We start from the raw sequence: 26,051 nt of genomic DNA on the forward strand, positions 1-26,051 counted from the left end.
AATTTGAAACCAAGTATAATACCAGTGCTTATTAGAAGGCACATAGCATGGTCTAGCTTAATTAGACTTAACAGGATACACTTATGCAAAATATCACGAGACTCTTTGATTTTCCGTATTACCAATTAGAAAAATACAATATGCCCAACTGTTTTGTGGATAAGCGAAACGGCGAATGGGTAAATACGTCTACCCAAGAATATGTAGACAAGGCAAATGCTATTAGTCGTGGTTTGCTAAGACTGGGAGTTCAGGCAAACGATAAGATCGCCCTAATTTCAATGACCAACCGTTCAGAATGGAATGTTATGGACACAGGCATTTTGCAATTGGGCGCACAAAACGTTCCTATTTATCCAACGATTTCTGAAGAAGACTATGCTTATGTGCTCAATCATTCTGAATCAAAATATTGCTTTGTCTCCTGTTCTGAAGTATATGCGAAGGTAAAATCGGTTCAAGACCAAGTACCGAGTTTGCAAGAAGTCTATTCTTTTGATGAATTGAATAATTGTAAAAACTGGAGCGAAGTGCTTGAACTGGGAGCGGATACCTCTAACCAAGATGTTGTGGAAGACCGAAAGGCCAGTGTGAAACCAGAAACCTTGGCCACACTGATTTATACATCAGGAACGACTGGAAGACCCAAAGGAGTTATGCTTTCCCATGAAAATGTAGTTTTTAATGCCTTAACAAGTTCAGAGCGTTTACCGATTGAAAAAGGGAAATCCCGTTGCTTGAGTTTTCTACCTGTGTGTCATATTTATGAGCGTATGATGGTGTACTTATACATGTATAACGGAGTCAGCATCTATTATGCAGAGTCCATGGAAAAAATAACCGACAATCTAAAGGAATCCTCGCCACATGTAATGACTGCTGTTCCGCGATTGTTGGAGAAAGTATATGACAGTATTTTAACAAAAGGAAGTGACCTTAGCGGATTAAAAAAGAAAATTTTCTTTTGGGCAGTTGATTTAGGATTGAAATATGAACCTTATGGACAAAATGGATGGTGGTATGAAAAAAAATTAGGTATCGCCAAAAAATTGATTTTTAGTAAATGGAAAGAAGCACTTGGAGGAGAACTTCAAGTCATATCTTCCGGTAGTGCCGCACTTCAACCACGTCTTGCTCGCATCTTCAACGCCGCCGGACTTGGTGTTATGGAAGGATACGGTCTAACGGAAACTTCTCCTGTAGTCTCAGTAAATGATATGCGCAAGGGCGGATTTAAAATTGGAACCGTTGGAAAGTTACTACCAGGTGTCGAAGTAAAAATTGCGGATGATGGTGAAATTTGTGTTAAGGCACCTAGTGTGATGCAGGGTTATTACAAGGATGCGGAAAAAACGGCCGAAGTAATGAAGGACGGTTATTTTCATACTGGGGATATCGGTGAGATAGATACAGATGGTTTCTTGAAAATCACCGACCGTAAAAAAGAAATGTTCAAAACTTCAGGCGGTAAATATGTGGCTCCACAGTTATTGGAAAATAGATTTAAACAATCCCGATTTATCGAGCAATTAATGGTCGTAGGTGAAGGTGAGAAAATGCCGGCAGCTTTAATTCAGCCCGACTTTGCCTACCTCTTCGATTGGGCCAAAGAAAACGGAATTACCATAAGTGAAAATTCTGATATTGTTACTAATGAAAAGGTTTTGGCTAAATATCAGGAGGAGGTAGATTTGGCGAATGAGTCTTTTGCCAAATGGGAAAAAGTGAAGCAGTTTCGTTTGACTCCGGATGTATGGAGTATCAATGAGGGGCACCTCACCCCTACTATGAAATTGCGTCGTAAGATTATCAAAGAGAAGTACATGGCATTGTACAATGATATTTACGGGCATTAGTGGTTTTTCCCAATAAACCGTTTTTGTACTTTCCCCTTTTTCAGGGATATCGACTATTGTCTCTTTAGATAAGTTTGTACCATAATAACAAACAAAATCTAAAATCATGAAAAAAGTATTTTTAACTTGTGCTGTAATAGCTGCACTTGTAATTTTGTCTTGCAAAGACAAGTCAACGACAAGTTCTGATTCTGAAACCAGAACGGAAACTTCTTCAAAAGAAACAACAACTGAAACATCTAGCTCAGAAAACGGGGTTCCCAGTTTTGGTGATGCCGATGTACAGGCTTACGTAGAAAGCTATGAGTCCTATTTAGAGGACTATAAAAAAGCCGTTGAGAGTAAAGACATGGCTGCTTTTCCCAATTTAGCAACTAAAGGCCAAGACTTGGCTACAAAAGCGCAAGAGGTTAGTGGAAAGGTTTCTGGTGCAGATGCTGAGAAACTTACGGCATATATGATGAAAAAGGCCGAAGAGCTTCAAGAACTTTCCAAAAAGATGATGGAATAAAATAAAAATGTACAGTACTTAGAACCGTCTCAGCACCTGCGCTTTGACGGTTTTCTTTTTGCTATATATTTCATATCATCTCAATTCATCGAATTTAAAGAAGTAATGTTCCTTTTTATTAAAATTTATTATGCATGCATAATAAATTTCTTTATATTTGGTCACCCACAACCAAATTTATGAAAGACGTTACGATAGATTATGTTCTCCGAGCTACTTGGCAAGCGGTTGCCAGAATGTATAATGAAGAGGCCAAGGAATTCGATTCAACTATGGCCGTTGGCTTTACCTTATTAAGTATAGATCCGAAAACTGGAACGCCATCAACCGCCTTAGGCCCCAAAATGGGGATGGAAGCGACGAGTTTATCCCGAATACTGAAAAGTATGGAGGAAAAAGGATTGATTGTACGTAAACCTAACCCGAAAGACGGAAGAGGGGTTTTGATTCACCTGACGGAATTTGGCTTAGAAAAAAGAAATTATTCAAAGGATGTGGTACTTCGGTTTGATGATGCTGTAAAGGAAAATGTCTCTGAAGAAAAACTGAAACATTTTTTTGAAGTCATGAATACGATTAACGGCCTAATCGCAGAAAAAAGAATATATACTAAAGAAACAACTAATTAACAGGAATCCCATACATGAACAAGCACATTAAAAAAGTAGCGGTAGTCGGTTCAGGTATTATGGGAAGCGGCATCGCGTGTCACTTCGCAAATATCGGAGTCGAAGTCTTACTCTTAGATATTGTTCCACGAGAACTTAATGATAAGGAGAAAGCAAAAGGACTTACCCTAGAAGACAAAGTAGTTCGAAATCGTTTGGTAAACGATTCATTGAAGGCGGCTTTAAAATCAAAACCCTCTCCTATTTACAATCAAAAGTTCGCAGGTAGAATTTCTACTGGAAACCTAGAAGATGATATTTCAAAAATCTCAGAAGTAGATTGGATTATCGAAGTTGTGGTTGAGCGTTTGGATATCAAAAAGACTGTTTTTGAAAATATAGAGAAGCATAGAACTCCAGGTACTTTGATTACCTCAAATACTTCTGGTATCCCTATCAAATTCATGAGCGAAGGTAGAAGTGATGATTTCCAGAAGCATTTCTGCGGAACGCATTTCTTCAACCCTGCGCGCTACTTAAAATTGTTTGAAATAATTCCTGGTCCGAAAACTTCTTCTGAAGTATTGGATTTCTTAAATGGATATGGCGAGAAGTTCTTAGGAAAGACATCTGTTGTTGCTAAGGACACACCCGCTTTTATAGGAAACCGTATTGGTATTTTCAGCATTCAAAGTCTCTTTCATGCCGTTAAGGATATGGGAATGACCGTTGAAGAGGTTGATAAGCTTACCGGTCCGTTAATCGGGCGACCAAAATCGGCTACCTTCAGAACAGTTGATGTGGTTGGTTTGGACACTTTGGTTCATACCGCTAACGGAGTATACGAGAATTGTCCTGATGATGAAAAGCGCGATGTATTCAAATTACCAGATTTCATCAATACCATGATGGAAAACAAATGGTTAGGAAGCAAAACAAAACAGGGCTTTTATAAGAAGACAGTTGGCGAAGGTGGCAAGAAAGAAATCTTGACATTGGATTTGGATACGATGGAATATCGGTCTAAAAAAAGTGCCAAGTTCGCTACGCTGGAATTAACAAAACCTATAGATAAGGTTGTGGACCGTTTTCCTGTACTAATTGACGGGAAAGATAAAGCCGGAGAATTCTTCAGAAAGAGTTTCGCAGCTTTGTTCGCTTACGTTTCGCACCGAATTCCTGAAATCACGGATGATATTTATAAAATTGACGACGCTACAAAAGCTGGTTTCGGTTGGGAGCATGGGCCTTTTCAAATCTGGGATGCAATTGGTGTCGAAAAAGGTCTGGAAATCATGAAGGCAGAGGGTGAAGTTGCTGCTCAATGGGTGGCAGAGATGTTAGCCTCTGGTCAGAAATCTTTCTATGCTGTAAAAGACGGTGCTACGTACTGCTACGATATTCCAAAAAAATCCGTGGAGAAAATCCCGGGACAAGATTCCTTTATTATTCTAGATAACATCCGTAAATCAAAAGAAGTATTTAAAAATGCCGGAGTCGTTGTTGAAGATTTAGGTGATGGTATTTTAAATGTGGAATTCCAATCTAAAATGAACACTATCGGTGGTGATGTTCTAGCGGGATTAAATAAAGCCATCGATATGGCTGAAAAAGATTTCCAAGGTTTGGTTGTCGGTAATCAAGCTGCTAACTTCTCTGTAGGTGCAAACATCGGAATGATTTTCATGATGGCCGTAGAGCAAGAATATGATGAGCTGAACATGGCGATTAAAATGTTCCAAGATACCATGATGCGCATGCGGTATTCATCCATCCCAACTGTTGCCGCTCCTCACGGAATGTCTTTAGGTGGCGGTTGTGAAATATCACTGCACGCGGATAAAGTTGTCGCAGCAGCTGAAACCTATATGGGGCTCGTTGAGTTCGGAGTTGGGGTGATTCCTGGTGGTGGTGGTTCCAAAGAAATGGCACTACGCGCTCAGGATACTTTCCTTAAAGGTGATGTAGAACTGAATGTTTTACAGGAGTATTTCTTGACCATTGGAATGGCAAAAGTATCTACATCAGCCTATGAAGCTTTTGATTTAGGATTGCTTCAAAAAGGAAAAGATATCGTAGTGGTAAACAAGGACAGACAAATTGCTACGGCGAAAGCACATGCTAAGTTAATGGCAGAGGCGGGTTACACGCAACCACCGATGCGAAAAGATATCAAAGTTTTAGGTAAACAAGCTTTAGGAATGTTTGTCGTAGGGACTGATTCTATGGAAGCCAGTCACTATATCAGTGAACATGACAAGAAAATTGCCAACAAACTAGCCTACGTAATGGCTGGGGGTGATTTGTCTGAACCAACGCGAGTATCCGAGCAATATTTGTTAGATATCGAACGTGAAGCTTTCCTTTCCCTTTGCTCTGAGAAAAAGACTTTGGAAAGAATACAGCACATGCTTAAAACAGGTAAACCATTAAGAAACTAAGACACATGAAAACTGCATATATAGTTAAAGGATATCGAACTGCTGTTGGAAAAGCGCCAAGAGGTGTTTTCCGTTTTAAGCGAACAGACGAACTGGCCGCGGAGACCATCGAACATATGATGAAGGAACTGCCTAATTTCGACAAAAAGCGTATTGACGATGTTATCGTTGGAAATGCAATGCCTGAAGGAGCTCAGGGTTTAAATATGGCCCGTTTGATTTCATTGATGGGACTAGATATTGTTGATGTACCAGGAGTAACGGTAAATCGATTTTGCGCCTCAGGTCTAGAAACCATAGGTATTGCAGCTGCAAAAGTGCAAGCTGGAATGGCAGATTGTATCATCGCTGGTGGTGCAGAAAGTATGAGTGCTGTTCCTATGACCGGAAATAAACCAGAGTTGAATTATGATTTGGCAAAACAAGGTCATGAGGACTACTATTGGGGCATGGGAAATACCGCGGAGGCAGTTGCCAACGAATACAAAGTATCTCGTGAAGACCAAGATGAGTTTGCGTATAATTCGCATATGAAAGCTTTGAAAGCACAGGCAGAAGACCGTTTTCAAAGTCAAATCGCACCCATCGAAGTTGAACAAACGTATTTAGATGCCAATGGTAAAAGAGCTGAAAAAAAATATACCGTGACCAAAGATGAAGGACCAAGAAAAGGGACTTCTGTCGAAGTTCTAAATAAATTAAGACCTGTATTCGCCGCTGGTGGGAGTGTTACTGCTGGTAACTCTTCGCAAATGAGTGATGGTGCGGCTTTTGTTTTAATCATGAGCGAAGACATGGTCAAAGAATTAAATCTTGAACCTATCGCACGTTTGGTAAATTATGCTGCTGCTGGTGTACCCCCAAGAATTATGGGTATCGGTCCGGTTGCGGCTATTCCGAAGGCGTTAAAACAAGCAGGTTTGAAACAAGATGATATTGAGTTGATAGAGTTGAATGAAGCTTTTGCTTCACAATCTTTAGCCGTAATGCGCGAGCTGGATTTGAACCAAGACATCGTCAATGTAAATGGGGGTGCAATTGCTTTAGGACACCCTTTAGGATGTACCGGAGCTAAGTTATCCGTACAGTTGTTTGACGAAATGCGTAAGCGTGATATGAAAGGAAAATATGGTATGGTTACCATGTGCGTGGGCACAGGACAAGGTGCTGCCGGTATTTTTGAATTTTTAAATTAGAATAGAATAAGAGTATAGCTATGAGCACAGAAACAATTGACAAAGAAATATTAAGAGGCGGACAGTTTCTTGTAAAAGAAACCAAATGCGACGACGTTTTTACCTTGGAGGATTTATCCGAAGAGCAAAAAATGATGCGTGATAGCACCAAAGAATTCGTAGACAGAGAGATTTGGGCACATTGGGAACGTTTCGAAGGTAAAGATTATGCTTTCACTGCGGAAACCATGCGTAAAGCTGGTGAGTTAGGACTTTTGGGGATTGCAGTACCAGAAGAATACGGAGGAATGGGAATGGGCTTTGTGTCTACTATGTTAGTGTGTGATTATATTTCAGGAGCTACAGGTTCTTTTAGTACTTCTTTCGGGGCACACACAGGAATTGGGACAATGCCAATTACTCTTTATGGAAACGAAGAGCAAAAGAAAAAATACGTCCCTAAACTAGCTTCAGGTGAGTGGTTAGGTTCCTATTGCTTGACGGAACCTGGAGCTGGTTCTGATGCAAATTCTGGAAAAACAAAAGCCGTTTTATCTGATGACGGTAAATACTATAGTATTACCGGTCAGAAAATGTGGATTTCAAACGCAGGTTTCTGTAATTTATTAATCGTTTTCGCCAGAATTGAGGATGATAAAAATATCACAGGGTTTATCGTAGAGAATGACCCTGATAACGGAATCACAATGGGTGATGAGGAGAAGAAATTAGGAATTCATTCTTCATCAACACGTCAGGTTTTCTTTAATGAAACAAAAGTTCCTGTTGAGGACATGCTTTCTGAAAGAGGAAACGGATTCAAAATTGCAATGAACGCCCTGAACGTTGGTCGTATCAAATTGGCTGCTGCTTGTTTAGATGCGCAAAGAAGAGTAATTAATGAAGCTGTTAATTATGCAAATGAGCGTATTCAGTTTAAGACGCCCATCATAAACTTTGGTGCAATCAAGGCAAAAATTGCTGAGATGGCTACAAACACTTATGTTGGAGAATCAGGAAGCTATAGAGCTGCTAAAAACATTGAAGATAGAATTGCAATCCGTGTAGCGGAAGGTAACTCACACCAAGAAGCCGAATTGAAAGGGGTTGAAGAATATGCTATTGAATGTTCTATATTAAAAGTAGCCGTTTCCGAACATGTACAGTTTACTTCAGATGAAGGTTTACAGATTTATGGTGGTATGGGTTATAGCGCTGAAGCACCTATGGAATCTGCTTGGAGAGATTCTCGTATCGGTCGTATTTATGAGGGTACGAACGAAATCAACCGTATGCTGGCGGTTGGTATGTTGGTGAAGAAAGCCATGAAAGGCCATGTTGATTTATTAGGCCCTGCGACAGCAGTTGGTGAAGAGTTAATGGGAATTCCGTCGTTTGACGCTCCTGATTTCTCAGAGTTATTCGCTGAAGAAAAAGACTTGGTAGCTAGGTTGAAGAAAGTGTTTTTAATGGTTGCCGGTTCTGCAGTCCAGAAATTTGGTCCGGAATTGGAAAAGCACCAACAATTAATGATGGCAGCTTCGAATATTTTGATTGAAGTCTATATGGCCGAAAGTACCATCTTAAGAACAGAGAAAAACGCAAAACGTTTTGGTGAGGAATCACAAGCTACTCAGATAGCTATGGCTAAATTGAACTTGTACAATGCTGTTGATGTTATCCTTAAAAACGGAAAGGAAGCCATTGTTTCTTTTGCTGAAGGTGACGAGCAACGTATTATGCTTATGGGCTTGAAACGTTTTACAAAATATACCAACAACCCTAACGTAGTGGCTTTACGCACACAAATTGCGGACAAAGTAGCTGCTGATAACGGGTATACCTTTGACTAATTCAGATTGAAACTTTTGTTGAGACAGAAGTGGAAACCGCTCCAAATTGGAGCGGTTTTTTTGTATCCTTTTTCACGGTAAACAGGGATTAAAAAAAACAAAGTATGTTTTACCTTATAAGCAAACAGAACTGAATTTATGAACAACAAACCAAAGAAGAATAAATTAAGCTTAAAGGTCTTGGTCTTTCTTTTTTTAGGAAGCCTGGCTTACGCTGTTTATGATTATTTCAAACCATTCAAAGTTCAAGAAGGTGTTGTAGTTGCAAAAACATCCACCCCTGAATACTTTGATTATGGGTCGGTTACGGACAGTATCTATTGTAATGATTTCTTTAAATTTCGCATTCCCATTCTAAAAGGTCATGAAGCCCAGTATAAGCAGTATGACTATATTGAAAAGACCATTTATGAACGTGACTCTGTACCCGCGCAGCCTCTACTAGCTTCGGAAGTAAATGACAATGATTTACTTTTCGTGATTCCGGAATTGGAAAAAATTGATATAGTAAAAAGCTACAAAGAAGAAGGTAGCTTTGAAAAGTGGCAAAGTTACCAATCAGAAAAGTCAAAGAGAGAACGATTTGGTGCAGACTATCAATTAATTATTAGGGTACATAATCTTTCTGGAAGTTCAATGCATGGATACCTTAATCAGTTTGGGAATTTACATAACCCAAATTATGGTTCCCCAAATACGAAAGAAATTTCGGGAGTTTTTTTCAAAGAACTACACGGTGTTGAAAATAATGGAGATGGTAGTCCTGGAAAGGTGATGTTTCAAATGTTAGGTGGGAAAAACAAAAATATTATCACCTACAGTACTGAAATAAAAGGGTTTGCAGTAAGCATCGAACTATTCTATCTCAATGAAGAACAAAAAGATGTTCTGTTAGAAATGGTAGATGGTATTCATTTTCATTAGAGATTAATTTAACCAAAAGATATTCGAGTTTTAAATCCTCCTAAAATCGGTTAACTTTATCCGATGGAAATATCCCTACTTAAAAAAGCCTATTCTCCAGAAGAATTTAGAAAAAGAGGACATGAATTGATAGACCAACTGGTCGACCATCTGAGTAGCCATATCCATACCGAAGACAACCAAACTTTAGATTGGCATATTCCTGAGGATGAACGAACTTTTTGGAATAATTTTCTTGAAAATGGAGATGAAAACGAACTCTTCGCACAGATTCTAAAACGTACAACTTCAGTCCACAATCCCAAATGCATTGGACATCAAGTCACCCCCACTGCCCCAATTACAGCACTTACAGCCATGATGAGCGGTTTGTTAAACAATGGAATGGCGATTTACGAAATGGGGATGGCACCTTCGGCGATGGAGCGTATCGTTACCGATTTGATTTGCAAAAAAATAGGATATAATTCCGATTCCAGAGGATTTTTAACCTCTGGAGGAACACTGGCGAATTTAACCGCGTTATTATCTGCCAGAAAAGCAAAAGTCGCAAATGACATTTGGAATGAAGGGTATCAACAATCCTTAGGAATTATGGTTTCAGAGGAAGCGCACTATTGTGTGGATAGAGCTGCAAAGATTATGGGCTTGGGTGAAAAGGGAATTATTAAAATTCCAGCTACGGAAGATTTTCAAATGAATACTGCTCTTCTGGAAAACGAACTTCAAAAGGCAGAAGCAAACGGAATACAAGTATTTGTCATAGTCGGAAGCGCTCCTTCCACAGCAACCGGTGTTTACGATGATTTAACAGCGATTGCAAAGTTTGCTGAAAAGCACGATTTATGGTTTCATGTTGACGGGGCACATGGTGGAGCGGCAATTTTCTCCGAAAAGTACAAATACACAGTAAGCGGAATTGAACATGCAGATTCTGTTGTAATAGACGGTCATAAAATGATGATGCTTCCCACCATCACTACTGCCCTCCTCTTTAAAGACGGTAATCATTCCTATGCAACGTTCAGTCAAAAAGCGGATTATCTTTTGGCGCAGTCCGATGAAGAGGACTGGTACAACAAGGCCAAACGGACTTTTGAATGCACCAAAACGATGATGAGCGTCCATTGGTTCACCATGCTAAAAACTTACGGAGAAGGGGTTTTCGATGAATATGTGACCCAATTATATGATATGGGAAAGGCTTTTGGAAAGCTTGTTCAAAAGGAAGCCAACTTCGAATTGGCCATAGAACCAGATTCAAACATCATTTGCTTTCGATATGTTGATACTAATTTAAATTTGAATACCTTAAACGAAATAAATGCAAACATCCGTCAACAAATACTAGAAGAAGGAGAATTCTATATCGTACAAACCAAGCTTAGGGGAATTCATTATTTACGGTGTACGACGATGAATCCTTTTACAACAGAAAAACATTTTAGAATTCTGCTTGAGAAAGTCAAAGAGAAATTGGAAGTTCTATTACCCATAAAAAACTAAGAACCTATGAAAAATATACTTACACTTACTTTGTTTTTAATAAGCATTCAACTTTTCGCTCAACCAAACACAGAAGTTTACCTGCTGGACATCAACAACGCTGATGGAAGATTAAAGCTAAGCAACCTTCGAAACATTTCAAACAATGAAGGATATGACAACCAACCTTCATTTTATGATGAGAATACCATCTTGTTTGCAAGTACAAGAAACGAACAAACTGATATTGCCCAATACAATATTAAATCAAGTAGCATTTCATGGGTCAACGACACTGCCGGAGGTGGAGAATATTCACCTCTAAGAATTCCGAATTCAACTGCTATTTCTGCGGTACGTTTAGACACAACAGGATTGCAACGTTTATATCAATATGATACCTCTAATGGGGTTTCTAAAGTGATACGAAAAGATGCTAAAGTCGGATATCATGTTTGGTACTCCGATGAGATTCTTATAAATACCATATTAGTGGAGAATAGAATGGATTTGGTAATTTCTCATCTAAAAGACGGTACCAATACTGTGGCTGCTAAAAATGTCGGTAGGTCTTTGCATAAAATTCCAAACACAGAATTGGTAAGCTATATAGCTAAAGAACAGGGAAATTGGTTTATCAAATCCCTACATCCTATTTCGGGAGCAACCGAAATAATTTCTCAATTACCTCCAAAAACAGAGGACATGGCTTGGATGGCCGATGGTAGCGTTCTGGTTCCTGCTGGTAATATACTTTACAGGTTTAAACCAGAATCCAAAGAAAACCCTGAATCAATTATCCTCTCCGAATATGAAGAAATTAATTCTATTTCCAGGATGGCAATAAGCCCCGATGGAAAATATTTAGCGCTAGTTTCTCAAGAGCCACCAAGTAAAATTGTACAGAAACAAGTCGATTCTTACAATGCAGGTGATTTAAATGCATTTGTAAATTGTTATTCAGAAAATGTTTTAGTTACAAATTTTCCATCTGATACGCTATATGTCGGGCATGAGAAGATGCGGAGGAACTACAGCAGTCTTTCACCAGACAACAAGGTATATGAAGTGGAAGTTGTTAATAGAATCACTATCGGAAACAAAGTAATCGACCAAGAAAAGGTTACAAAAAAAGGCGTATTTCAACAATTTCAAGTGGCACTTTACGAGGTCGAAAATGATGACATTTCTAGTATGAGATTTATTTTTGATGATAACACTACACCAAATCCAGAGACTATTGTCCAAAAACAATTGGATGAATATAATACTAGGGACATTGATGGTTTTTTACAAACCTATACTGAAGATGTTGAGTTGTTTAATTTTCCAGAACAAAAGAGGTCAAAAGGACAAGAGGAAATGCGAAAAGGTTATGCAGGGTTTTTCGAGTCCACACCCGATTTGCATTGTGAGATAAAAAATAGAATTACCATTCGCAATATTGTGATTGATGAAGAATACATTACCGCAAATGGAAATAATTTTAGTGCTGTAGCCATTTACGAAGTAGAAAATGGTAAGATTTCCAAGGTTACCTTTGTGCGATAACTCTTTGACACCAAAACCACATATTCTCCCAATAATCATCATTTCCCAGTTTGCCTGTACCTCATTATGGTTTGCAGGCAATGCCATTGTAGACGAATTGACCATAAAGACCGGACTTGGAACTGAAATTATCGGCTATGTACTCTCTTCGGTACAGCTTGGTTTTATTACAGGAACTTTAGTTTTCGCCATACTAATGATAGCTGATAGGTTTTCACCTTCCCGTGTTTTTATGGTTTGTGCTTTACTTGCGGCGGCTTGTAATTTGGTTTTATTATCCGAAGAAATTTCTAAATGGACTTTGCTTTCCGCTCGTTTTGGAACTGGTTTTTTCTTAGCAGGAATTTATCCGGTAGGAATGAAAATCGCAGCTGATTACTATGAAAAAGGATTAGGAAAGGCGCTTGGATTTTTAGTAGGGGCTCTTGTTTTCGGAACCGCACTACCCTATTTAGTAAGCGGTACGGACTTAGGAAGCAATCCAGATGCTGTTATAAAAACAGTATCGATGCTATCTGTTTTAGGGGGAGTTTTACTTTGGATTTCAGTCCCTAATGGACCCTTTCTCAAACCAAGCACCGAGCTACAATTAGACACAGGCTCCCAACTTTTTAAAATATCTGGATATCGAAAAGCTGCTTTTGGATATTTCGGTCATATGTGGGAACTCTATGCTTTTTGGGCATTTACTCCCTTGGCCATTAAAACCTTTAACCTCCTGAATTCAGAAACACTTTCTGTACCCCTATGGACAGGCATAATTATTTTCCTAGGGGGATTATCATGTAGTATTGGAGGAATTATCGCTCAAAAAACTGGAAGTCACAAAGTTGCCTCCAGAGCCCTTGCCTTGTCGGGATTATTATGTCTTCTTTCACCCCTACTCTTTCAATTACCAACTTCAATATTCTTATTAGGGTGGTGCCTTTGGGGAATGGCCGTCACGGCAGATTCGCCTCAGTTTTCTAATTTGGTAGCAAGCTCAATTCCTGCAGAACTTAAAGGAACTGGTTTGACATTAGTCAATTGTATCGGTTTTGCGATTAGCATTGTTAGTATTCAATTGCTGTCTTATTTATCAGAAAGTATCAATCCGAAACACTTGTTTTTAATCCTCGCAATAGGACCTTTACTTGGCTTAGTCAGTCTTGGAAGGAAATCTTCTTAGAAACCGTTTTAATGATTAAACTCAAAGAATTACCGTATTTTAGAACGGACAAAATATGTATCATGAAAAAAAATCTTTTACTATCAATTTTACTGGTTTCGACCTATTCATTTTCTCAAACCGACCAACGTATTTATGACATCATTGATGCGGTTTCTGCAGAACGAATAGAAAAAGACATTACGACCTTAGCAAACTTCGGTACACGGCATACCTTAAGCGATACCGTTTCAAATACCCGTGGAATAGGCGCTGCAAGACGATGGATTAAAAGTGAATTTGATAAAATTTCAACGGACTGTGATAATTGCTTAGATGTTTCCTTCCAAAGAGACCTGGTAGAAAAGGGAAGGAATAATCGCATTGTAAAAGATGTATATATCGTAAATGTAGTAGCGATTCAAAAAGGAACAAAATATCCCAATCGCTACATTATCATGAGCGGGGATATTGATTCAAGAGTAAGCGATCCAACGAACTTCACAGATGATTCTCCTGGTGCAAACGACAATGCCAGCGGAATGGCGGGTACCATAGAAGCAGCGAGAGTACTCTCTAAATACAAATTTGAAAGTAGTATCATTTATTTGGGACTTTCAGGAGAAGAGCAAGGTTTATTCGGCGGTCAAGGTTTAGTAAAACAAATGAAAGCAAACGGTTGGGAAATCACTGGGATTTTTAATAATGACATGATAGGAAACATCACTGGTGTTGATGGCGTCATTAGCAATCGTGATTTTAGAATTTTCTCAGAACCTGTTCCTGCTACAGAAACAGAAAAACAAAGAAAGGCTAGACGTTTTTATGGTGGAGAAGTTGATGGCGTTTCGCGTCAATTAGCTCGTTATGTGGATAAAACTACCAAAACTTATATGCCTGAAATGAATCCCATGATGATTTATCGTTTGGATAGATTTGGTCGTGGTGGTCACCACCGCCCTTTCAATGATGCCGGTTATGCAGGTATCCGTATTATGGAAGCGCACGAAAACTATACGCAACAACATCAAGATATTCGCACGGAAAACGGAATCAATTATGGCGATGTTTTAGAACATGTCAATTTTGATTACGCCAAAAAGTTAACTGCCGTGAATGCTATCAATATGGCATCTTTGGCTTGGGCACCGGCAGCTCCAGAAAAAGTGGAAATCGGCGGAATCGTAGAACCTTCGGCCAAATTTAAATGGACTAAAGTTGATGATGCCGTCGGTTATAAAATCTATTGGAGAGATACCACTTCCCCAACCTGGGATAACAGCCGATTTGTTGGCGATGTATCTGAATATACGTTAGATGGCATCGTTATTGATAATTTCTTTTTCGGAGTTTCCGCAGTAGGGAAAGATGGATTTGAAAGTCCGGTTGTTTTTCCCAATGCGGTTTTTCGTTGAAAAATAAATACCAACTCTTCAACTCCAATTTCCAAAAAGAGATTTTGGAAATTGTTGCTTGCTATTTGGGATTTTAAATTTTTGACTTACTTGAAATCATAACCATGAAGAACACTTTATTAATTCTAATACTGACATTCACTACGAGCTTGTTTAGTCAACAATTTTCCAAACAAGATACCCTTCGTGGAAGCATCACACCAGAACGTGCTTGGTGGGATTTGAATTATTACCACCTCGATATTGAAGTGAATCCCGATGAGAAGTATATTTCGGGTACCAATACCATTCGTTACAAGGTTTTGAAAAAAAAGAATAAGGTGTTGCAAGTAGATTTGCAACCTCCACTAAAGATTGAAAAAGTAACACAAAACGGGAAAATATTAGACGTAGTTTCAAATGGAAACGCACATTTTGTTCACTTAAAGAAAAAGCAAAAAAAAGGGAGGTATTACGAAATTATCATCCATTATTCCGGGTATCCCAAAGAAGCAGTTCGAGCCCCGTGGGACGGAGGTTTTTCATGGAAAAAAGATGCCAACGGAAAACATTTTGTAGCAACCTCTTGCCAAGGGTTGGGTGCAAGTGTCTGGTGGCCCAACAAAGACCATATGTACGACGAAGTGGACAGCATGGCAGTTAGTGTGAAAGTGCCGAAAGGTTTAATGAACGTTTCAAACGGTAGATTGCGAAAAGTGGATAAAGAAACAAATACCTACCACTGGTTTGTTAAGAACCCAATCAACAATTACGGTGTTAATGTCAATATTGGTGACTATGTTCACTTTGGAGAGAAGTACCAAGGCGAAAAAGGGGAACTCGATATGGACTATTATGTCCTCCGTGATGATTTGGAGAAAGCAAAAGAGCAATTCAAAGATGCTCCTAAGATGATGAAGGCCTTTGAGCATTGGTTTGGACCTTATCCCTTTTATGAGGATAGCTTTAAGTTGGTACAAGTGCCTTATTTAGGTATGGAACACCAAAGTTCAGTCACCTACGGAAACCAATGGCAGCAAGGCTATTTAGGAAGGGATTTATCCAGCACCGGTTGGGGACTAAAATTTGATTTTATCATTATACATGAAGCAGGTCATGAGTGGTTTGCCAATAATATCACATATAAAGATGCAGCAGATATGTGGGTGCATGAAGGGTTTACCTCGTATTCTGAGAACATCTTCTTGGACTATCATTACGGTAAAGAGGCTGCGGAAGATTATGTTATTGGACTACGTCAAAACATAGTTAATGATAAACCTGTTATTGGTCCTTACGATGTCAATCAAGAAGGCAGTAAGGATATGTATTATAAAGGTTCAAATCTTTTACACACTATCCGTCAACTGATAAATGATGATGAGAAATGGCGGCAAATCCTTCGAGGACTTAATAAAGATTTCTACCATCAAACGGTGACAACACAGGAAATTGAAAATTATATTTCAGAGAAAGCAGGAATGGATTTATCCATGGTCTTTGACCAATACTTACGAACTGCCGATATTCCAGTTTTGGAATATGAACTGAGTGACAATGTTTTAAAATATAGGTATACCAATGTTATCGACGGTTTTGATATGCCATTGCAGGTATTTTTGGGGGATAAAGCACATGCACTTAAACCAAGTACGGAATGGAATACGGATAAAATAGAAGGATTACCAGAATTTAAGGTAGACCGCAATTATTACATAAACAGCAAAAAATTAAATTAATATTATTCTTTAATTCTTAACTAAAACCTTATGAAATATATATCGCTACTAGTTCTGTTTTTTATGTCTGGGCTATCCTATGGTCAAGGAATTATTGGGCAATGGGAAACCTATGATGATGAAACCAACCAAAAGAAAGCACTTATAGAAATCTATCAAACCAATGATAGTTTCTACGCAAAAATAGTTGAGAGCTACGTCAAAGGTACCAGTGGTATTTGCGAAAAATGTGAGGGAGCCAAAAAAGACCAACCCATAGCGGGCCTCGTTATTATAGAAGACCTAAAGGAAGATGATGATGAATTTAATGGAGGGACTATTCTGGACCCCGAAAATGGCAAAACATACAAGTGCTATTTACAACTTTTAGAAACCAATAAACTAAAAGTAAGAGGTTATCTAGGCTTTTCACTGCTTGGTCGAACACAATATTGGCGCAGAAAAGAGTAAATAAAACGCGCTTAACTTTTCAAATACTCCAAAACGTTATTCTCAATACGTTCCTGAATATTTGAAATATCTGCTTTTTCAAATGTCTCTCCAGTTATATTCTCGTATAACTCAATATAGCGTTCGGAAACAGATTCTATGTATTCATCGGACATATAAGGTACGTTTTGTCCTTCCAATCCCTGAAAGTTGTTTGCAATTAACCATTGGCGAACAAACTCCTTCGAAAGTTGCTTTTGAGCTTCTCCTCTATCTTGGCGTACTTCATAGCCATCCGCATAGAAATAACGCGAAGAATCTGGCGTGTGGATTTCATCTATTAATACAATCTTACCGTCCTTGGTTTTTCCGAATTCGTATTTCGTATCTACTAAAATTAGTCCTCTTTCAGCGGCGATTTCGGTCCCACGTTGAAATAAGGCTTTGGTATACTTTTCAAGAACTCCATAATCCTCCACAGAAACGATTCCTCTTTTTAAAATATCTTCTTTCGAAATATCCTCATCATGGTCTCCTTGCTCAGCTTTGGTTGCAGGTGTAATAATAGGTTCAGGGAATTTGTCATTCTCCTGCATTCCTTCGGGCATCGGTACACCGCATAACATTCTTTGTCCTGCTTTGTACTCACGTGCAGCATGTCCTGACATGTATCCTCGGATAACCATTTCGACCATAAATGGTTCGCACGCAGCACCAACTGCCACATTTGGGTCGGGAGTAGCACTTAACCAGTTCGGTACGATATCTTCCGTAGCTGCCATCATTTTAGTGGCTATCTGATTTAATATTTGTCCTTTAAAGGGAATCCCTTTTGGCATGACAACATCAAAAGCTGAAAGCCTATCTGTGGCTATCATTACAAGGACATCATCTTCTAAAGCATATACTTCTCTGACCTTTCCTTTGTAAACACTTTTTTGATTTGGGAAATTGAAATTGGTATCGGTTATTGTATTACTACTCATAATTGATTTTACTTGTGACCATCCGATTTTTGTGGACACGAATTTCACTAATTTTCACGAATGAATTACTTTTCGGCTACTGCTAACTGCCTACTAAAAACTAATTTTGGTGCTCTATACTTTTATACGCCGAAATAACCTTTTTGACTAGTTTGTGACGAATAACGTCCTTGTCATCCAAATGAATCACTGAAATTCCTTCTACATTTTGCAAAACAAGTATCGCCTCTTTTAATCCTGAAATAACCCGCCTAGGCAAATCTATCTGTCCCGGGTCTCCGGTTATTAAAAATTTTGCATTTTTCCCCATACGCGTCAAGAACATTTTCATCTGGGCGTGGGTTGTATTCTGTGCTTCATCTAGAATTACAAAAGCATTGTCCAATGTCCGTCCTCGCATAAAGGCCATGGGCGCAATTTGAATGGTTCCATTTTCTATATAATGGGTCAGTTTTTCTGGAGAAATCATATCCCGTAAGGCATCATAAAGCGGTTGCATGTAGGGGTCTAATTTTTCCTTTAAATCCCCAGGAAGAAATCCTAAATTCTCTCCAGCTTCAACCGCAGGCCTTGTTAAAATAATTCGTTTTACCTGCTTCTCTTTTAATGCTTTAACTGCTAAAGCAACTCCGGTATATGTTTTTCCGGTTCCTGCAGGACCAATGGCAAAAACCATATCGTTTTTCTTCGCTGCATCGACCAATTTTCGTTGGTTGGCCGTCTGCGCTTTTATCAATCTACCAGCTACACCATGAACCAAGGTTTCACCAGCTTTTTCCGAAGATTTAGTCTCATCAGCACCCGTTGAAGTAAGTACACGTTCTATGGAATTTTCATCAATCTTATTGTACTTAATGAAGTGATTTGCCAACATATCAAAGCGCTTGTCAAATTCTTCAAGTAGTTCTTCATCGCCGTAGGCTTTTATCTTGCTACCGCGGGCAACAATCTTGAGTTTCGGAAAATATTTTTTGATTAAGTTGATATTCTCGTTTCCCTGACCAAAAAATTCTCTGGGACTGATATCTGTGAGTTCTAGTATAAGTTCGTTCAAAAAGTGAGGTGTTTGTGTTATGCCGAGAAATATAATTTCGCTAGGCTGTTTTTTTGATTAATTTTACAGTACAAATTCGTTCGATAAAAGTAATCAAATTATACCTTTTATTAACCAAAAACATATCAACATTGCTGCATGGCAATCATCACCCTTACTACTGATTTCGGACTCAAAGACCACTTCGTAGGCGCCCTAAAAGGCAGTATCTACAAAGAACTGCCCGATGCCAAAATTGTTGATATTTCGCATGGTATTAGTCCGTTCAATATTCAAGAATGCGCTTATATTTTAGAGAACTCGTATAAAAGCTTTCCTGATGGTACCATTCATATTATCGGAGTGGATTCAGAACCAACTCAGGAGAATCAGCATATTGCGGTACTACTTGATGGTCATTACTTTATTACATCGAACAATGGCGTAATTGGTTTGTTGACCTCAGAAATCAATCCAGAGAAAGTTGTGGAAATTAATATTCCCAATCCGCTTCATGGTTCTTTTCCGGTAATGGACGTTTTTATTCAAGTTGCCTGTCATATTGCCCGTGGTGGTACCTTAGAGGTTGTTGGCAAAGCCTTTGACCAATTGAAAGACCTTACCGGATTTCAGCCTATGGTAACGGATAGCGGGAACAAAATCATTGGGAGTGTGATATATATTGATAATTACGGCAACGTGGTTACCAATATTCGAAAGAAGTTCTTTGATGCCTACAGGAAAGGAAGGGATTTCGAACTAAATGCACGAACAACCAAAATCAAACAGATTCATAATAAATACAGCGACATTATCAATTTTAGCCTTGAAAAAGAGAAACGCAAAGGAGCTGGTGATTTACTGGCGCTGTTTAATTCATCAGAATATATCGAGCTTGCCATTTATAAAAGTGATTTGAATACAGTGGGAGGAGCCTCTTCCTTACTCGGTCTCGACTATAGAGATACCATAACCATAAACTTCCTTTAAATGTTTGTTCGTATTGTAAAAATGAAGTTTGTAAAGGAAAATATTCCTTTGTTTAAAGCGGTTTTCGAAGAAAGCAAACAAACTATTAGAAGCTCTGAAGGATGCACTTTTCTTGAATTGTATCAGGATAAAAAAGACAAAACCATATTTTTCACCTACAGTTACTGGGAAGAAGAAGCAAACCTCGAGACGTATAGAAATTCAGACTTCTTCAAATTAGTTTGGGCTCGTACTAAAGTTCTATTTTCCGCTAAGCCGGAAGCTTGGAGTGTAAACAAGGTTGAAAGCTTGCCATGAGACTTTCTCCCGAAGGGAATAATCCACAGTTATAAACATTTCAGTTTTGAAATAAAACCTCGTATCTACAGCGATTCTCTGTCTCACCCAATATTCTCATTGGAAATCCTAGTATTTCAAAGCATTACCTCCCATTTACATACTAAGATTCCGTATTTTTAAGCTTTCGAAAAAAGCTCAGAAGTGTTAATAAGTTTGTTTCGATAAAAACCCGAATTCAAATATCTTTGTTTGTCTGGGAGACGTAGTGTACTGCATCTCTTTTGTATCAAAAAAACGAACTCTACTAAATAAAACGCACATGAAGTTTATAGTATCCAGCACTTATTTATTGAAACAGCTACAAGTTTTAGGCGGTGTTATCAATAATAGCAACACCTTGCCTATTTTGGATAATTTCTTGTTCGATTTAAAACAAAATAAACTGACCGTTTCAGCATCGGATTTAGAAACTACTATGAGTTCCGTTCTGAATGTAGACTCTGATAATGAAGGAGTTATCGCGGTTCCGGCACGTTTGTTATTGGAAACTTTAAAGACTTTTCCTGAGCAACCTTTGACTTTTGTTGTTGAAGATAACAATACAGTTGAAATAAGCTCTAACCATGGTAAATATGCTTTGGCATATGCGGATGGAGCAGAATTCCCGAAAGCTGTAGAATTAGCGAATCCAAGTTCGACAACAATTTTAGGGGATATTCTTGCCACTGCTATAAATAAAACAATTTTTGCTGCCGGCAACGATGATTTACGCCCCGTAATGAGTGGTGTTTTTTTTCAGTTTTCTCCGGAAAACTTAACCTTCGTTGCAACGGATGCACATAAATTGGTGAAGTACCAACGCGAAGATGTTTCTGCATCACAGGTTGCAGAGTTTATAATGCCTAAAAAACCTTTGAATCTTTTAAAGGGAATTTTAGCAGGAAGCGAATCTGATGTAGTAATTGAATATAACGATAGTAATGCCAAATTCAGTTTTGATGATACGGAATTGATTTGTCGTTTGATTGATGGGAAATACCCTAACTATGAAGCGGTGATTCCGAAGGAAAATCCAAATATGCTTACGATTTCAAGAAACCAGTTTTTGAGTTCTGTACGTAGGGTTTCTATATTTTCAAATAAAACCACGCATCAAATCCGTTTGAAGATTGCTGGTGCTGAATTAAATATATCCGCAGAGGATATAGATTACAGCAACAGAGCAGAAGAACGTCTGACTTGCGCCTACCAAGGTGATGATATGCAAATCGGATTCAACTCACGCTTCTTAACTGAAATGCTGAACAACCTAACTTCGGATGAAGTTTCGTTAGAAATGAGTTTACCCAATAGAGCGGGAATCTTAACGCCCTCTGACGGTTTGGATGAAGGTGAACATGTTACTATGCTCGTAATGCCAGTGATGCTAAATAGCTAGAAACACTTTATACTATAGAAAAACCCTGAAGCAAATGCTTCAGGGTTTTATATTTGAAATACTATTGTATTCTAGATAAATTTAATCGTTGAGAAGTAACTTGGTGCTTCTCCGTTTGCAGCTCTTACTGCATTTACAATAGGAAGTATAAAACCTATAATCCCCACATAAATAAAGCCTAGAATTCCAAGTCCGAACAACAAGATTGCCGGGAAACTTAACACGAATAACAAAATCATAGTCAACTGAAAGTTGATGATTGACCTACCGTGTTCGTCCATTCCATGAACGGAATCCTTTGAGCTTAACCAAATTACTAGTGGTACTATTAATCCACCGAAACCGGTAAGGTATGTTAATAATTGAGATGCATGTGTTAAGGCTAACAATTGGTTGTCAGTCCTTTGAATTGATTTTTGATTGATGATTTCCATAATATCTATTTTAGGGGTTCTTACTAATATGACGGGTTTTATGGAAATTTGTTACACTTTCTAAATAATTATTGTTTTTGTTGAAGTTTGGTAAGCTTCTCTTTGTCTTTGGCAATCGACAATTCAAGCTTTTTAATCTTTTGATTAATTTTCATTTCATCTGACGGAGCTATCTTTCCTTTGCTTCTTCCTTTGGCTAATTTACTTTGCAATTTTCGGATTTTCATTTGGTTTTTCTCAATCCCTTTTTTCTTAGCGCTTATTGTGGAAATTAGCTTTTCTTGCTTTTTTACAGCTTTTTCGGCTTTTTTTTGCGCCTTTTCGGCTTTTTTTTGGGCTTTTTCGGCCTTATCGATTTCTTTCTGCGCTTCTTTGGCTTCTTTCAAATCTTGTTTCTGCTTCTCAATTTGTTGTTGTGCAACCAAAACAGAATCAGAAGCTTGTTCAGTTTCCTGAGCATTTCCAAAATAGACAAAACCAACAAGTAAGGTAAGTGTTAAGAGGGATTTTTTCATAATATCAAATCTATGTATTGTGCCCCTAAGATATAAAATAATCAAACCTATTTTAGCTATTTTTGCCTATGCTTTTAAAAGACACTATTATCGCCTTGGCCACTCCCTCAGGAGCTGGGGCAATCGCCGTTATTCGTGTTTCAGGTGTAGATGCCATATCAATTGTTGGTGATTTCTTTAAATCCATCCATGGAAAAAATCTAACCAAGCAAAAAAGCCATACCATCATGTTAGGTCATATTGTGGAAGGCAATAAAACATATGACCAAGTTTTGGTGTCTTTATTTAAAAATCCGCATTCCTATACAGGAGAAGATGTTGTCGAGATATCCTGTCATGGTTCTCAATACATACAACAACAAATCATTCAATTATTTCTCCGGAATGGCTGCCGTATGGCAGATGCAGGTGAATTTACACTACGTGCATTCTTAAACGGAAAACTAGATTTAAGTCAAGCAGAAGCAGTGGCGGATTTAATTGCATCCGACAATGAAGCAAGTCATCAAATTGCTATTCAGCAAATGCGAGGCGGTTTTAGCAATGAAATTAAGACCCTGCGAGATGAACTTTTAAACTTTGCATCACTTATTGAGCTAGAACTAGATTTCACAGAAGAAGATGTTGAATTTGCAAATCGTGACCAATTCAAAGATTTATTGCATCGGATTCAAAACGTACTCAGAAGACTAATCGATTCATTTGCGGTCGGAAATGTTATTAAGAATGGAATTCCCGTAGCCATTGTAGGTGAGCCCAATGTTGGTAAATCCACCTTATTGAATGCCCTTCTAAATGAGGAAAGAGCCATAGTATCAGAAATTGCAGGAACTACCAGAGATACCATTGAAGATGAAATCTCAATTGGAGGCCTAGGTTTCCGCTTTATAGATACTGCTGGAATTCGAGAAACCGAAGATGTGGTTGAAGGAATAGGAATTCGAAAGACCTTTGAGAAAATAGAACAGGCTCAGGTTGTTTTCTATTTGGTTGATGGTTGTTCGTTGTTCGTTGATGGTAATCATCTGGAAAACTTAAAAGTAGAGATTGAGAAAGTAAAAAATCAATACCCTTTAAAACAACTCTTGGTTGTAATAAATAAAAAAGATATGCTTTCTGAAGTAAATCTATCAACTATCAACCTGCAACTAGCAACGGCTTTACTCCTATCAGCTAAAACAGGTGAAGGAGTCGAAGAATTAAAAAATCAACTCTTACAATTCGTTAACACTGGAACATTGCGCAACAATGAAACCATCGTCACAAATACGAGACACTATGATTCTTTAATTAAGGCTTTAGAATCCGTTGAAAAAGTAAATTTTGGCATGGATGATGGCGTTTCCAGTGATTTACTTTCTTTGGATATTCGGGAAGCTCTCAATCACTTTGGCGAGATAACTGGAGAAATCACTTCCGATGATTTGTTGGGGAATATTTTTGCTAATTTTTGTATCGGGAAATAAAAGCGATGGCCCATTATCCAAAAAAAGTATATTTAAACGGCGAGATTCTAGACGCTGAGAATGCCAAAATATCGGTCTTTGACAGAGGCTTTTTGTTTGGCGATGGCATTTATGAAGTAATGCTCCAAATCAATAGCAATTTCTTCTACGGTGCAGAACATCTAAAGAGACTCGCAGAGTGTCTTGAGAAAATTAATATTAAATTTGATGTTTCGAGCCTACCAGATACAATTGAACAATTACTGCAGACCTGTGAATTAGAGGACAAAGACTGTTTACTCTATATACAGGTAACTCGTGGTATTGCACCCAGAAAGCATTCGTTTCCTACCAACATTGAGCCTACACTATTGATGTATGCCATACCCTTTATTTTGCCGGACATAAACGAAAAACCTATATCAGTAGTCATAGCCAAAGATTTTCGCTGGCACCGCTGCGATATTAAAATGACCTCCCTATTGGGGAATGTTATGGCCAATGATGTCGCTATCAAAGGAGGACATTACGAAACAGTCTTTTATAGGGATGGAAAAGTGACCGAAGCTTCCCATTCTAATATCTTTTTTGTGAAGGATGGAATTGTTTATACGCATCCAGCGGATGAAAATATTCTAAATGGCATTACTCGAGAAATCGTCATTCAGTTGTGTCGTGAAAGTAATATTCCCATTCAGGAAAAAGGAATATTGGAGCAAGATATCAACGAAATGGATGAAGCCTTCTTGACCGGAACCTCAACTCAAATCGCCTCAATTCAAAAAATTGATGAGCACGCCTATTACGAGGGGAATGAACCTGGGGTAATCACCAAAAAATTGCAATTGCTTTTTCTTGAGCTTAAGAATAGTTATGTGTCTTAGCCGCAGTAGATTCTTCAGCTAATTTTTTAAACTGTTCGTAGATATACATTTTCTCTTTTAAAGTAAACTCCTTAGATTCAAACCAATCGTAGGCCGCAATTTTTTCATTCTCGATTTGTGCTTTTCGAATTGCCTTTAGTGATAATAAATGCCAATGCACACCTTTCTGTCTTGAAACGCAATAACCCACATCTTCAATAATATAGGAGGCTCTAGGCTGATTGTAGAGACGTACACCATTCTTTAAAATCGCCAATGTCTTTGTTAATTTTACCACTTCGGAAAAAGAATAACGGGCAAAATCACCAAAACCGTCTTGTTTGACATTGTATACTTTATCACCAACTTCAAGTTCTCTCATACGCTTAAAAGCCCGCTAAAATAATGGGACTTATACGTTAAAAAAAAGAAGTGATTTAGTACTTATCAACAAAATGAATTATTGAATGACACCCATTGTTATAAGTGTTGTTACCCAGACAATTACTGAAGAAATAAAAATACCAATCGTATTGGCGATAAAGGCTTTCTGTCGTTCAAATTTAAATATATAGCTTGCGATACTGCCCGCATATACACCAGTGCCGGGTATAGGCAACATAACGAAGAATATTAGTCCGAAAAATCCGTATTTTTTGATTTTTTCCCCGGAGCCAAGTTTTGCTTTCTTAGCAACATAAACTGCTGCTTTTTTATAAAACCTTAGACGCAAAAGGTAGGTGTTGATATGCTCTAAGAAAAAAAACATCAAAGGAAAAACAAGGACGTTTGCCACGAAGCAAAAAAAGAATACCCAATAGATATTAGCGCCTGAATACATGCCATAGGGAATACCAACCTTGGCTTCTCCAAATGGGGAAATACTCCATAACATGGCAATTAAAATATCGTGAATCAAAGCAACTTTTTAATTTGTAAAACTAACGCCCAAATC

The 26,051-nt window shown here is 38.3% G+C and carries 24 protein-coding genes; 18 read left to right on the forward strand and 6 right to left on the reverse strand.

Annotated elements, in window-relative coordinates:
* The first annotated feature begins 83 nt into the window (after positions 1-83).
* From FEE95_RS17705 to FEE95_RS17765, 13 genes are all read left to right on the forward strand, one after another.
* Positions 84-1,856: an AMP-dependent synthetase/ligase gene (locus FEE95_RS17705; RefSeq protein ID WP_138659356.1), complete on the forward strand. Its 1,773-nt coding sequence runs from the start codon at positions 84-86 to the stop codon at positions 1,854-1,856.
* Between the two features lie 106 nt (positions 1,857-1,962).
* Positions 1,963-2,367, forward strand: a complete 405-nt coding sequence (locus FEE95_RS17710) for a hypothetical protein (RefSeq protein ID WP_138659357.1) — start codon at positions 1,963-1,965, stop codon at positions 2,365-2,367.
* Between the two features lie 179 nt (positions 2,368-2,546).
* Positions 2,547-2,996, forward strand: coding sequence for a MarR family winged helix-turn-helix transcriptional regulator (locus FEE95_RS17715; protein ID WP_138659358.1), 450 nt, complete (start codon positions 2,547-2,549; stop codon positions 2,994-2,996).
* A 14-nt stretch (positions 2,997-3,010) separates the two neighbouring features.
* A complete protein-coding gene (locus tag FEE95_RS17720; RefSeq protein WP_138659359.1) occupies positions 3,011-5,416 on the forward strand; it encodes a 3-hydroxyacyl-CoA dehydrogenase/enoyl-CoA hydratase family protein in 2,406 nt (801 codons plus the stop codon).
* 5 nt (positions 5,417-5,421) lie between these two features.
* Positions 5,422-6,612 (forward strand): acetyl-CoA C-acyltransferase, encoded by a 1,191-nt coding sequence (locus tag FEE95_RS17725; protein WP_138659360.1) that lies wholly within the window; start codon positions 5,422-5,424, stop codon positions 6,610-6,612.
* 20 nt (positions 6,613-6,632) lie between these two features.
* Positions 6,633-8,444 carry an acyl-CoA dehydrogenase family protein gene (locus FEE95_RS17730; RefSeq protein WP_138659361.1) on the forward strand — a complete coding sequence of 604 codons (1,812 nt, stop codon included), beginning with the start codon at positions 6,633-6,635 and terminating at the stop codon, positions 8,442-8,444.
* A 138-nt stretch (positions 8,445-8,582) separates the two neighbouring features.
* Positions 8,583-9,368, forward strand: coding sequence for a hypothetical protein (locus tag FEE95_RS17735; protein WP_138659362.1), 786 nt, complete (start codon positions 8,583-8,585; stop codon positions 9,366-9,368).
* Between the two features lie 63 nt (positions 9,369-9,431).
* Positions 9,432-10,874 (forward strand): pyridoxal phosphate-dependent decarboxylase family protein, encoded by a 1,443-nt coding sequence (locus FEE95_RS17740; protein WP_138659363.1) that lies wholly within the window; start codon positions 9,432-9,434, stop codon positions 10,872-10,874.
* A 6-nt stretch (positions 10,875-10,880) separates the two neighbouring features.
* Positions 10,881-12,404: a nuclear transport factor 2 family protein gene (locus tag FEE95_RS17745; RefSeq protein ID WP_138659364.1), complete on the forward strand. Its 1,524-nt coding sequence runs from the start codon at positions 10,881-10,883 to the stop codon at positions 12,402-12,404.
* A complete protein-coding gene (locus tag FEE95_RS17750) occupies positions 12,370-13,572 on the forward strand; it encodes an MFS transporter (RefSeq protein WP_138659365.1) in 1,203 nt (400 codons plus the stop codon). Before FEE95_RS17745 ends, FEE95_RS17750 begins: the two co-directional genes overlap by 35 nt.
* A gap of 62 nt (positions 13,573-13,634) precedes the next feature.
* Positions 13,635-14,966 (forward strand): M28 family metallopeptidase, encoded by a 1,332-nt coding sequence (locus tag FEE95_RS17755; RefSeq protein WP_138659366.1) that lies wholly within the window; start codon positions 13,635-13,637, stop codon positions 14,964-14,966.
* Positions 14,967-15,070: 104 nt separating this feature from the next.
* Positions 15,071-16,684: a M1 family metallopeptidase gene (locus tag FEE95_RS17760; RefSeq protein WP_138659367.1), complete on the forward strand. Its 1,614-nt coding sequence runs from the start codon at positions 15,071-15,073 to the stop codon at positions 16,682-16,684.
* 30 nt (positions 16,685-16,714) lie between these two features.
* Positions 16,715-17,134: a DUF2147 domain-containing protein gene (locus FEE95_RS17765; RefSeq protein ID WP_138659368.1), complete on the forward strand. Its 420-nt coding sequence runs from the start codon at positions 16,715-16,717 to the stop codon at positions 17,132-17,134.
* Between the two features lie 11 nt (positions 17,135-17,145).
* Here FEE95_RS17765 and FEE95_RS17770 read toward each other — a convergent pair whose 3' ends face one another.
* Both FEE95_RS17770 and FEE95_RS17775 read right to left on the reverse strand, forming a co-directional pair.
* The gene (locus FEE95_RS17770) at positions 17,146-18,099 is read right to left on the reverse strand and encodes a phosphoribosylaminoimidazolesuccinocarboxamide synthase (protein WP_138659369.1); all 954 of its coding nucleotides are present in this window, start codon (positions 18,097-18,099) and stop codon (positions 17,146-17,148) included.
* A gap of 100 nt (positions 18,100-18,199) precedes the next feature.
* Positions 18,200-19,153, reverse strand: a complete 954-nt coding sequence (locus FEE95_RS17775) for a PhoH family protein (RefSeq protein ID WP_138659370.1) — start codon at positions 19,151-19,153, stop codon at positions 18,200-18,202.
* Between the two features lie 138 nt (positions 19,154-19,291).
* Here FEE95_RS17775 and FEE95_RS17780 point away from each other — a divergent pair, with 138 nt between their 5' ends.
* From FEE95_RS17780 to dnaN, 3 genes are all read left to right on the forward strand, one after another.
* Positions 19,292-20,122: an SAM hydrolase/SAM-dependent halogenase family protein gene (locus FEE95_RS17780; protein ID WP_138659371.1), complete on the forward strand. Its 831-nt coding sequence runs from the start codon at positions 19,292-19,294 to the stop codon at positions 20,120-20,122.
* Complete coding sequence (locus tag FEE95_RS17785) at positions 20,123-20,419, forward strand: putative quinol monooxygenase (protein ID WP_138659372.1); 297 nt, start codon at positions 20,123-20,125, stop codon at positions 20,417-20,419. It abuts the gene before it with no gap.
* Positions 20,420-20,720: 301 nt separating this feature from the next.
* Positions 20,721-21,839, forward strand: coding sequence for a DNA polymerase III subunit beta (dnaN, locus tag FEE95_RS17790; RefSeq protein ID WP_138659373.1), 1,119 nt, complete (start codon positions 20,721-20,723; stop codon positions 21,837-21,839).
* A 71-nt stretch (positions 21,840-21,910) separates the two neighbouring features.
* Here the strand turns inward: dnaN and FEE95_RS17795 are convergent, their stop codons facing one another.
* Both FEE95_RS17795 and FEE95_RS17800 read right to left on the reverse strand, forming a co-directional pair.
* On the reverse strand, positions 21,911-22,273 hold the full coding sequence (locus FEE95_RS17795; protein WP_138659374.1) for a DUF4870 domain-containing protein: 363 nt from the start codon (positions 22,271-22,273) through the stop codon (positions 21,911-21,913).
* Positions 22,274-22,341: 68 nt separating this feature from the next.
* Complete coding sequence (locus tag FEE95_RS17800) at positions 22,342-22,788, reverse strand: hypothetical protein (protein WP_138659375.1); 447 nt, start codon at positions 22,786-22,788, stop codon at positions 22,342-22,344.
* A gap of 68 nt (positions 22,789-22,856) precedes the next feature.
* Here FEE95_RS17800 and mnmE point away from each other — a divergent pair, with 68 nt between their 5' ends.
* Together mnmE and FEE95_RS17810 are read left to right on the forward strand one after the other, a co-directional pair.
* Positions 22,857-24,254, forward strand: a complete 1,398-nt coding sequence (mnmE, locus tag FEE95_RS17805; RefSeq protein ID WP_138659376.1) for a tRNA uridine-5-carboxymethylaminomethyl(34) synthesis GTPase MnmE — start codon at positions 22,857-22,859, stop codon at positions 24,252-24,254.
* A 5-nt stretch (positions 24,255-24,259) separates the two neighbouring features.
* On the forward strand, positions 24,260-25,117 hold the full coding sequence (locus FEE95_RS17810) for an aminotransferase class IV (protein WP_138659377.1): 858 nt from the start codon (positions 24,260-24,262) through the stop codon (positions 25,115-25,117).
* Here the strand turns inward: FEE95_RS17810 and FEE95_RS17815 are convergent.
* A complete protein-coding gene (locus FEE95_RS17815; protein WP_138659378.1) occupies positions 25,095-25,478 on the reverse strand; it encodes a pyruvate kinase in 384 nt (127 codons plus the stop codon). The two genes, FEE95_RS17810 and FEE95_RS17815, sit on opposite strands and share 23 nt — an antisense overlap.
* 78 nt (positions 25,479-25,556) lie before the next feature.
* Complete coding sequence (locus FEE95_RS17820) at positions 25,557-26,015, reverse strand: COG2426 family protein (protein WP_138659379.1); 459 nt, start codon at positions 26,013-26,015, stop codon at positions 25,557-25,559.
* Positions 26,016-26,051 lie beyond the last annotated feature (36 nt).

The organism is Maribacter algarum (ex Zhang et al. 2020) (assembly GCF_005885635.1).
GTDB lineage: Bacteria > Bacteroidota > Bacteroidia > Flavobacteriales > Flavobacteriaceae > Maribacter_C > Maribacter_C algarum.

Coding starts and splice junctions, on each gene's coding strand:
- FEE95_RS17725 (WP_138659360.1), top strand. CDS start 5,422: ATGAAAACTGCATATATAGTTAAAGGATATCGAACTGCTGTTGGAAAA.
- dnaN (WP_138659373.1), top strand. CDS start 20,721: ATGAAGTTTATAGTATCCAGCACTTATTTATTGAAACAGCTACAAGTT.
- FEE95_RS17710 (WP_138659357.1), top strand. CDS start 1,963: ATGAAAAAAGTATTTTTAACTTGTGCTGTAATAGCTGCACTTGTAATT.
- FEE95_RS17760 (WP_138659367.1), top strand. CDS start 15,071: ATGAAGAACACTTTATTAATTCTAATACTGACATTCACTACGAGCTTG.
- FEE95_RS17715 (WP_138659358.1), top strand. CDS start 2,547: ATGAAAGACGTTACGATAGATTATGTTCTCCGAGCTACTTGGCAAGCG.
- FEE95_RS17750 (WP_138659365.1), top strand. CDS start 12,370: ATGGTAAGATTTCCAAGGTTACCTTTGTGCGATAACTCTTTGACACCA.
- FEE95_RS17745 (WP_138659364.1), top strand. CDS start 10,881: ATGAAAAATATACTTACACTTACTTTGTTTTTAATAAGCATTCAACTT.
- FEE95_RS17770 (WP_138659369.1), bottom strand. CDS start 18,099: ATGAGTAGTAATACAATAACCGATACCAATTTCAATTTCCCAAATCAA.
- FEE95_RS17755 (WP_138659366.1), top strand. CDS start 13,635: ATGAAAAAAAATCTTTTACTATCAATTTTACTGGTTTCGACCTATTCA.
- FEE95_RS17810 (WP_138659377.1), top strand. CDS start 24,260: ATGGCCCATTATCCAAAAAAAGTATATTTAAACGGCGAGATTCTAGAC.
- FEE95_RS17765 (WP_138659368.1), top strand. CDS start 16,715: ATGAAATATATATCGCTACTAGTTCTGTTTTTTATGTCTGGGCTATCC.
- FEE95_RS17720 (WP_138659359.1), top strand. CDS start 3,011: ATGAACAAGCACATTAAAAAAGTAGCGGTAGTCGGTTCAGGTATTATG.
- FEE95_RS17740 (WP_138659363.1), top strand. CDS start 9,432: ATGGAAATATCCCTACTTAAAAAAGCCTATTCTCCAGAAGAATTTAGA.
- FEE95_RS17705 (WP_138659356.1), top strand. CDS start 84: ATGCAAAATATCACGAGACTCTTTGATTTTCCGTATTACCAATTAGAA.
- FEE95_RS17780 (WP_138659371.1), top strand. CDS start 19,292: ATGGCAATCATCACCCTTACTACTGATTTCGGACTCAAAGACCACTTC.
- mnmE (WP_138659376.1), top strand. CDS start 22,857: ATGCTTTTAAAAGACACTATTATCGCCTTGGCCACTCCCTCAGGAGCT.
- FEE95_RS17730 (WP_138659361.1), top strand. CDS start 6,633: ATGAGCACAGAAACAATTGACAAAGAAATATTAAGAGGCGGACAGTTT.
- FEE95_RS17785 (WP_138659372.1), top strand. CDS start 20,123: ATGTTTGTTCGTATTGTAAAAATGAAGTTTGTAAAGGAAAATATTCCT.
- FEE95_RS17735 (WP_138659362.1), top strand. CDS start 8,583: ATGAACAACAAACCAAAGAAGAATAAATTAAGCTTAAAGGTCTTGGTC.
- FEE95_RS17800 (WP_138659375.1), bottom strand. CDS start 22,788: ATGAAAAAATCCCTCTTAACACTTACCTTACTTGTTGGTTTTGTCTAT.
- FEE95_RS17795 (WP_138659374.1), bottom strand. CDS start 22,273: ATGGAAATCATCAATCAAAAATCAATTCAAAGGACTGACAACCAATTG.
- FEE95_RS17815 (WP_138659378.1), bottom strand. CDS start 25,478: ATGAGAGAACTTGAAGTTGGTGATAAAGTATACAATGTCAAACAAGAC.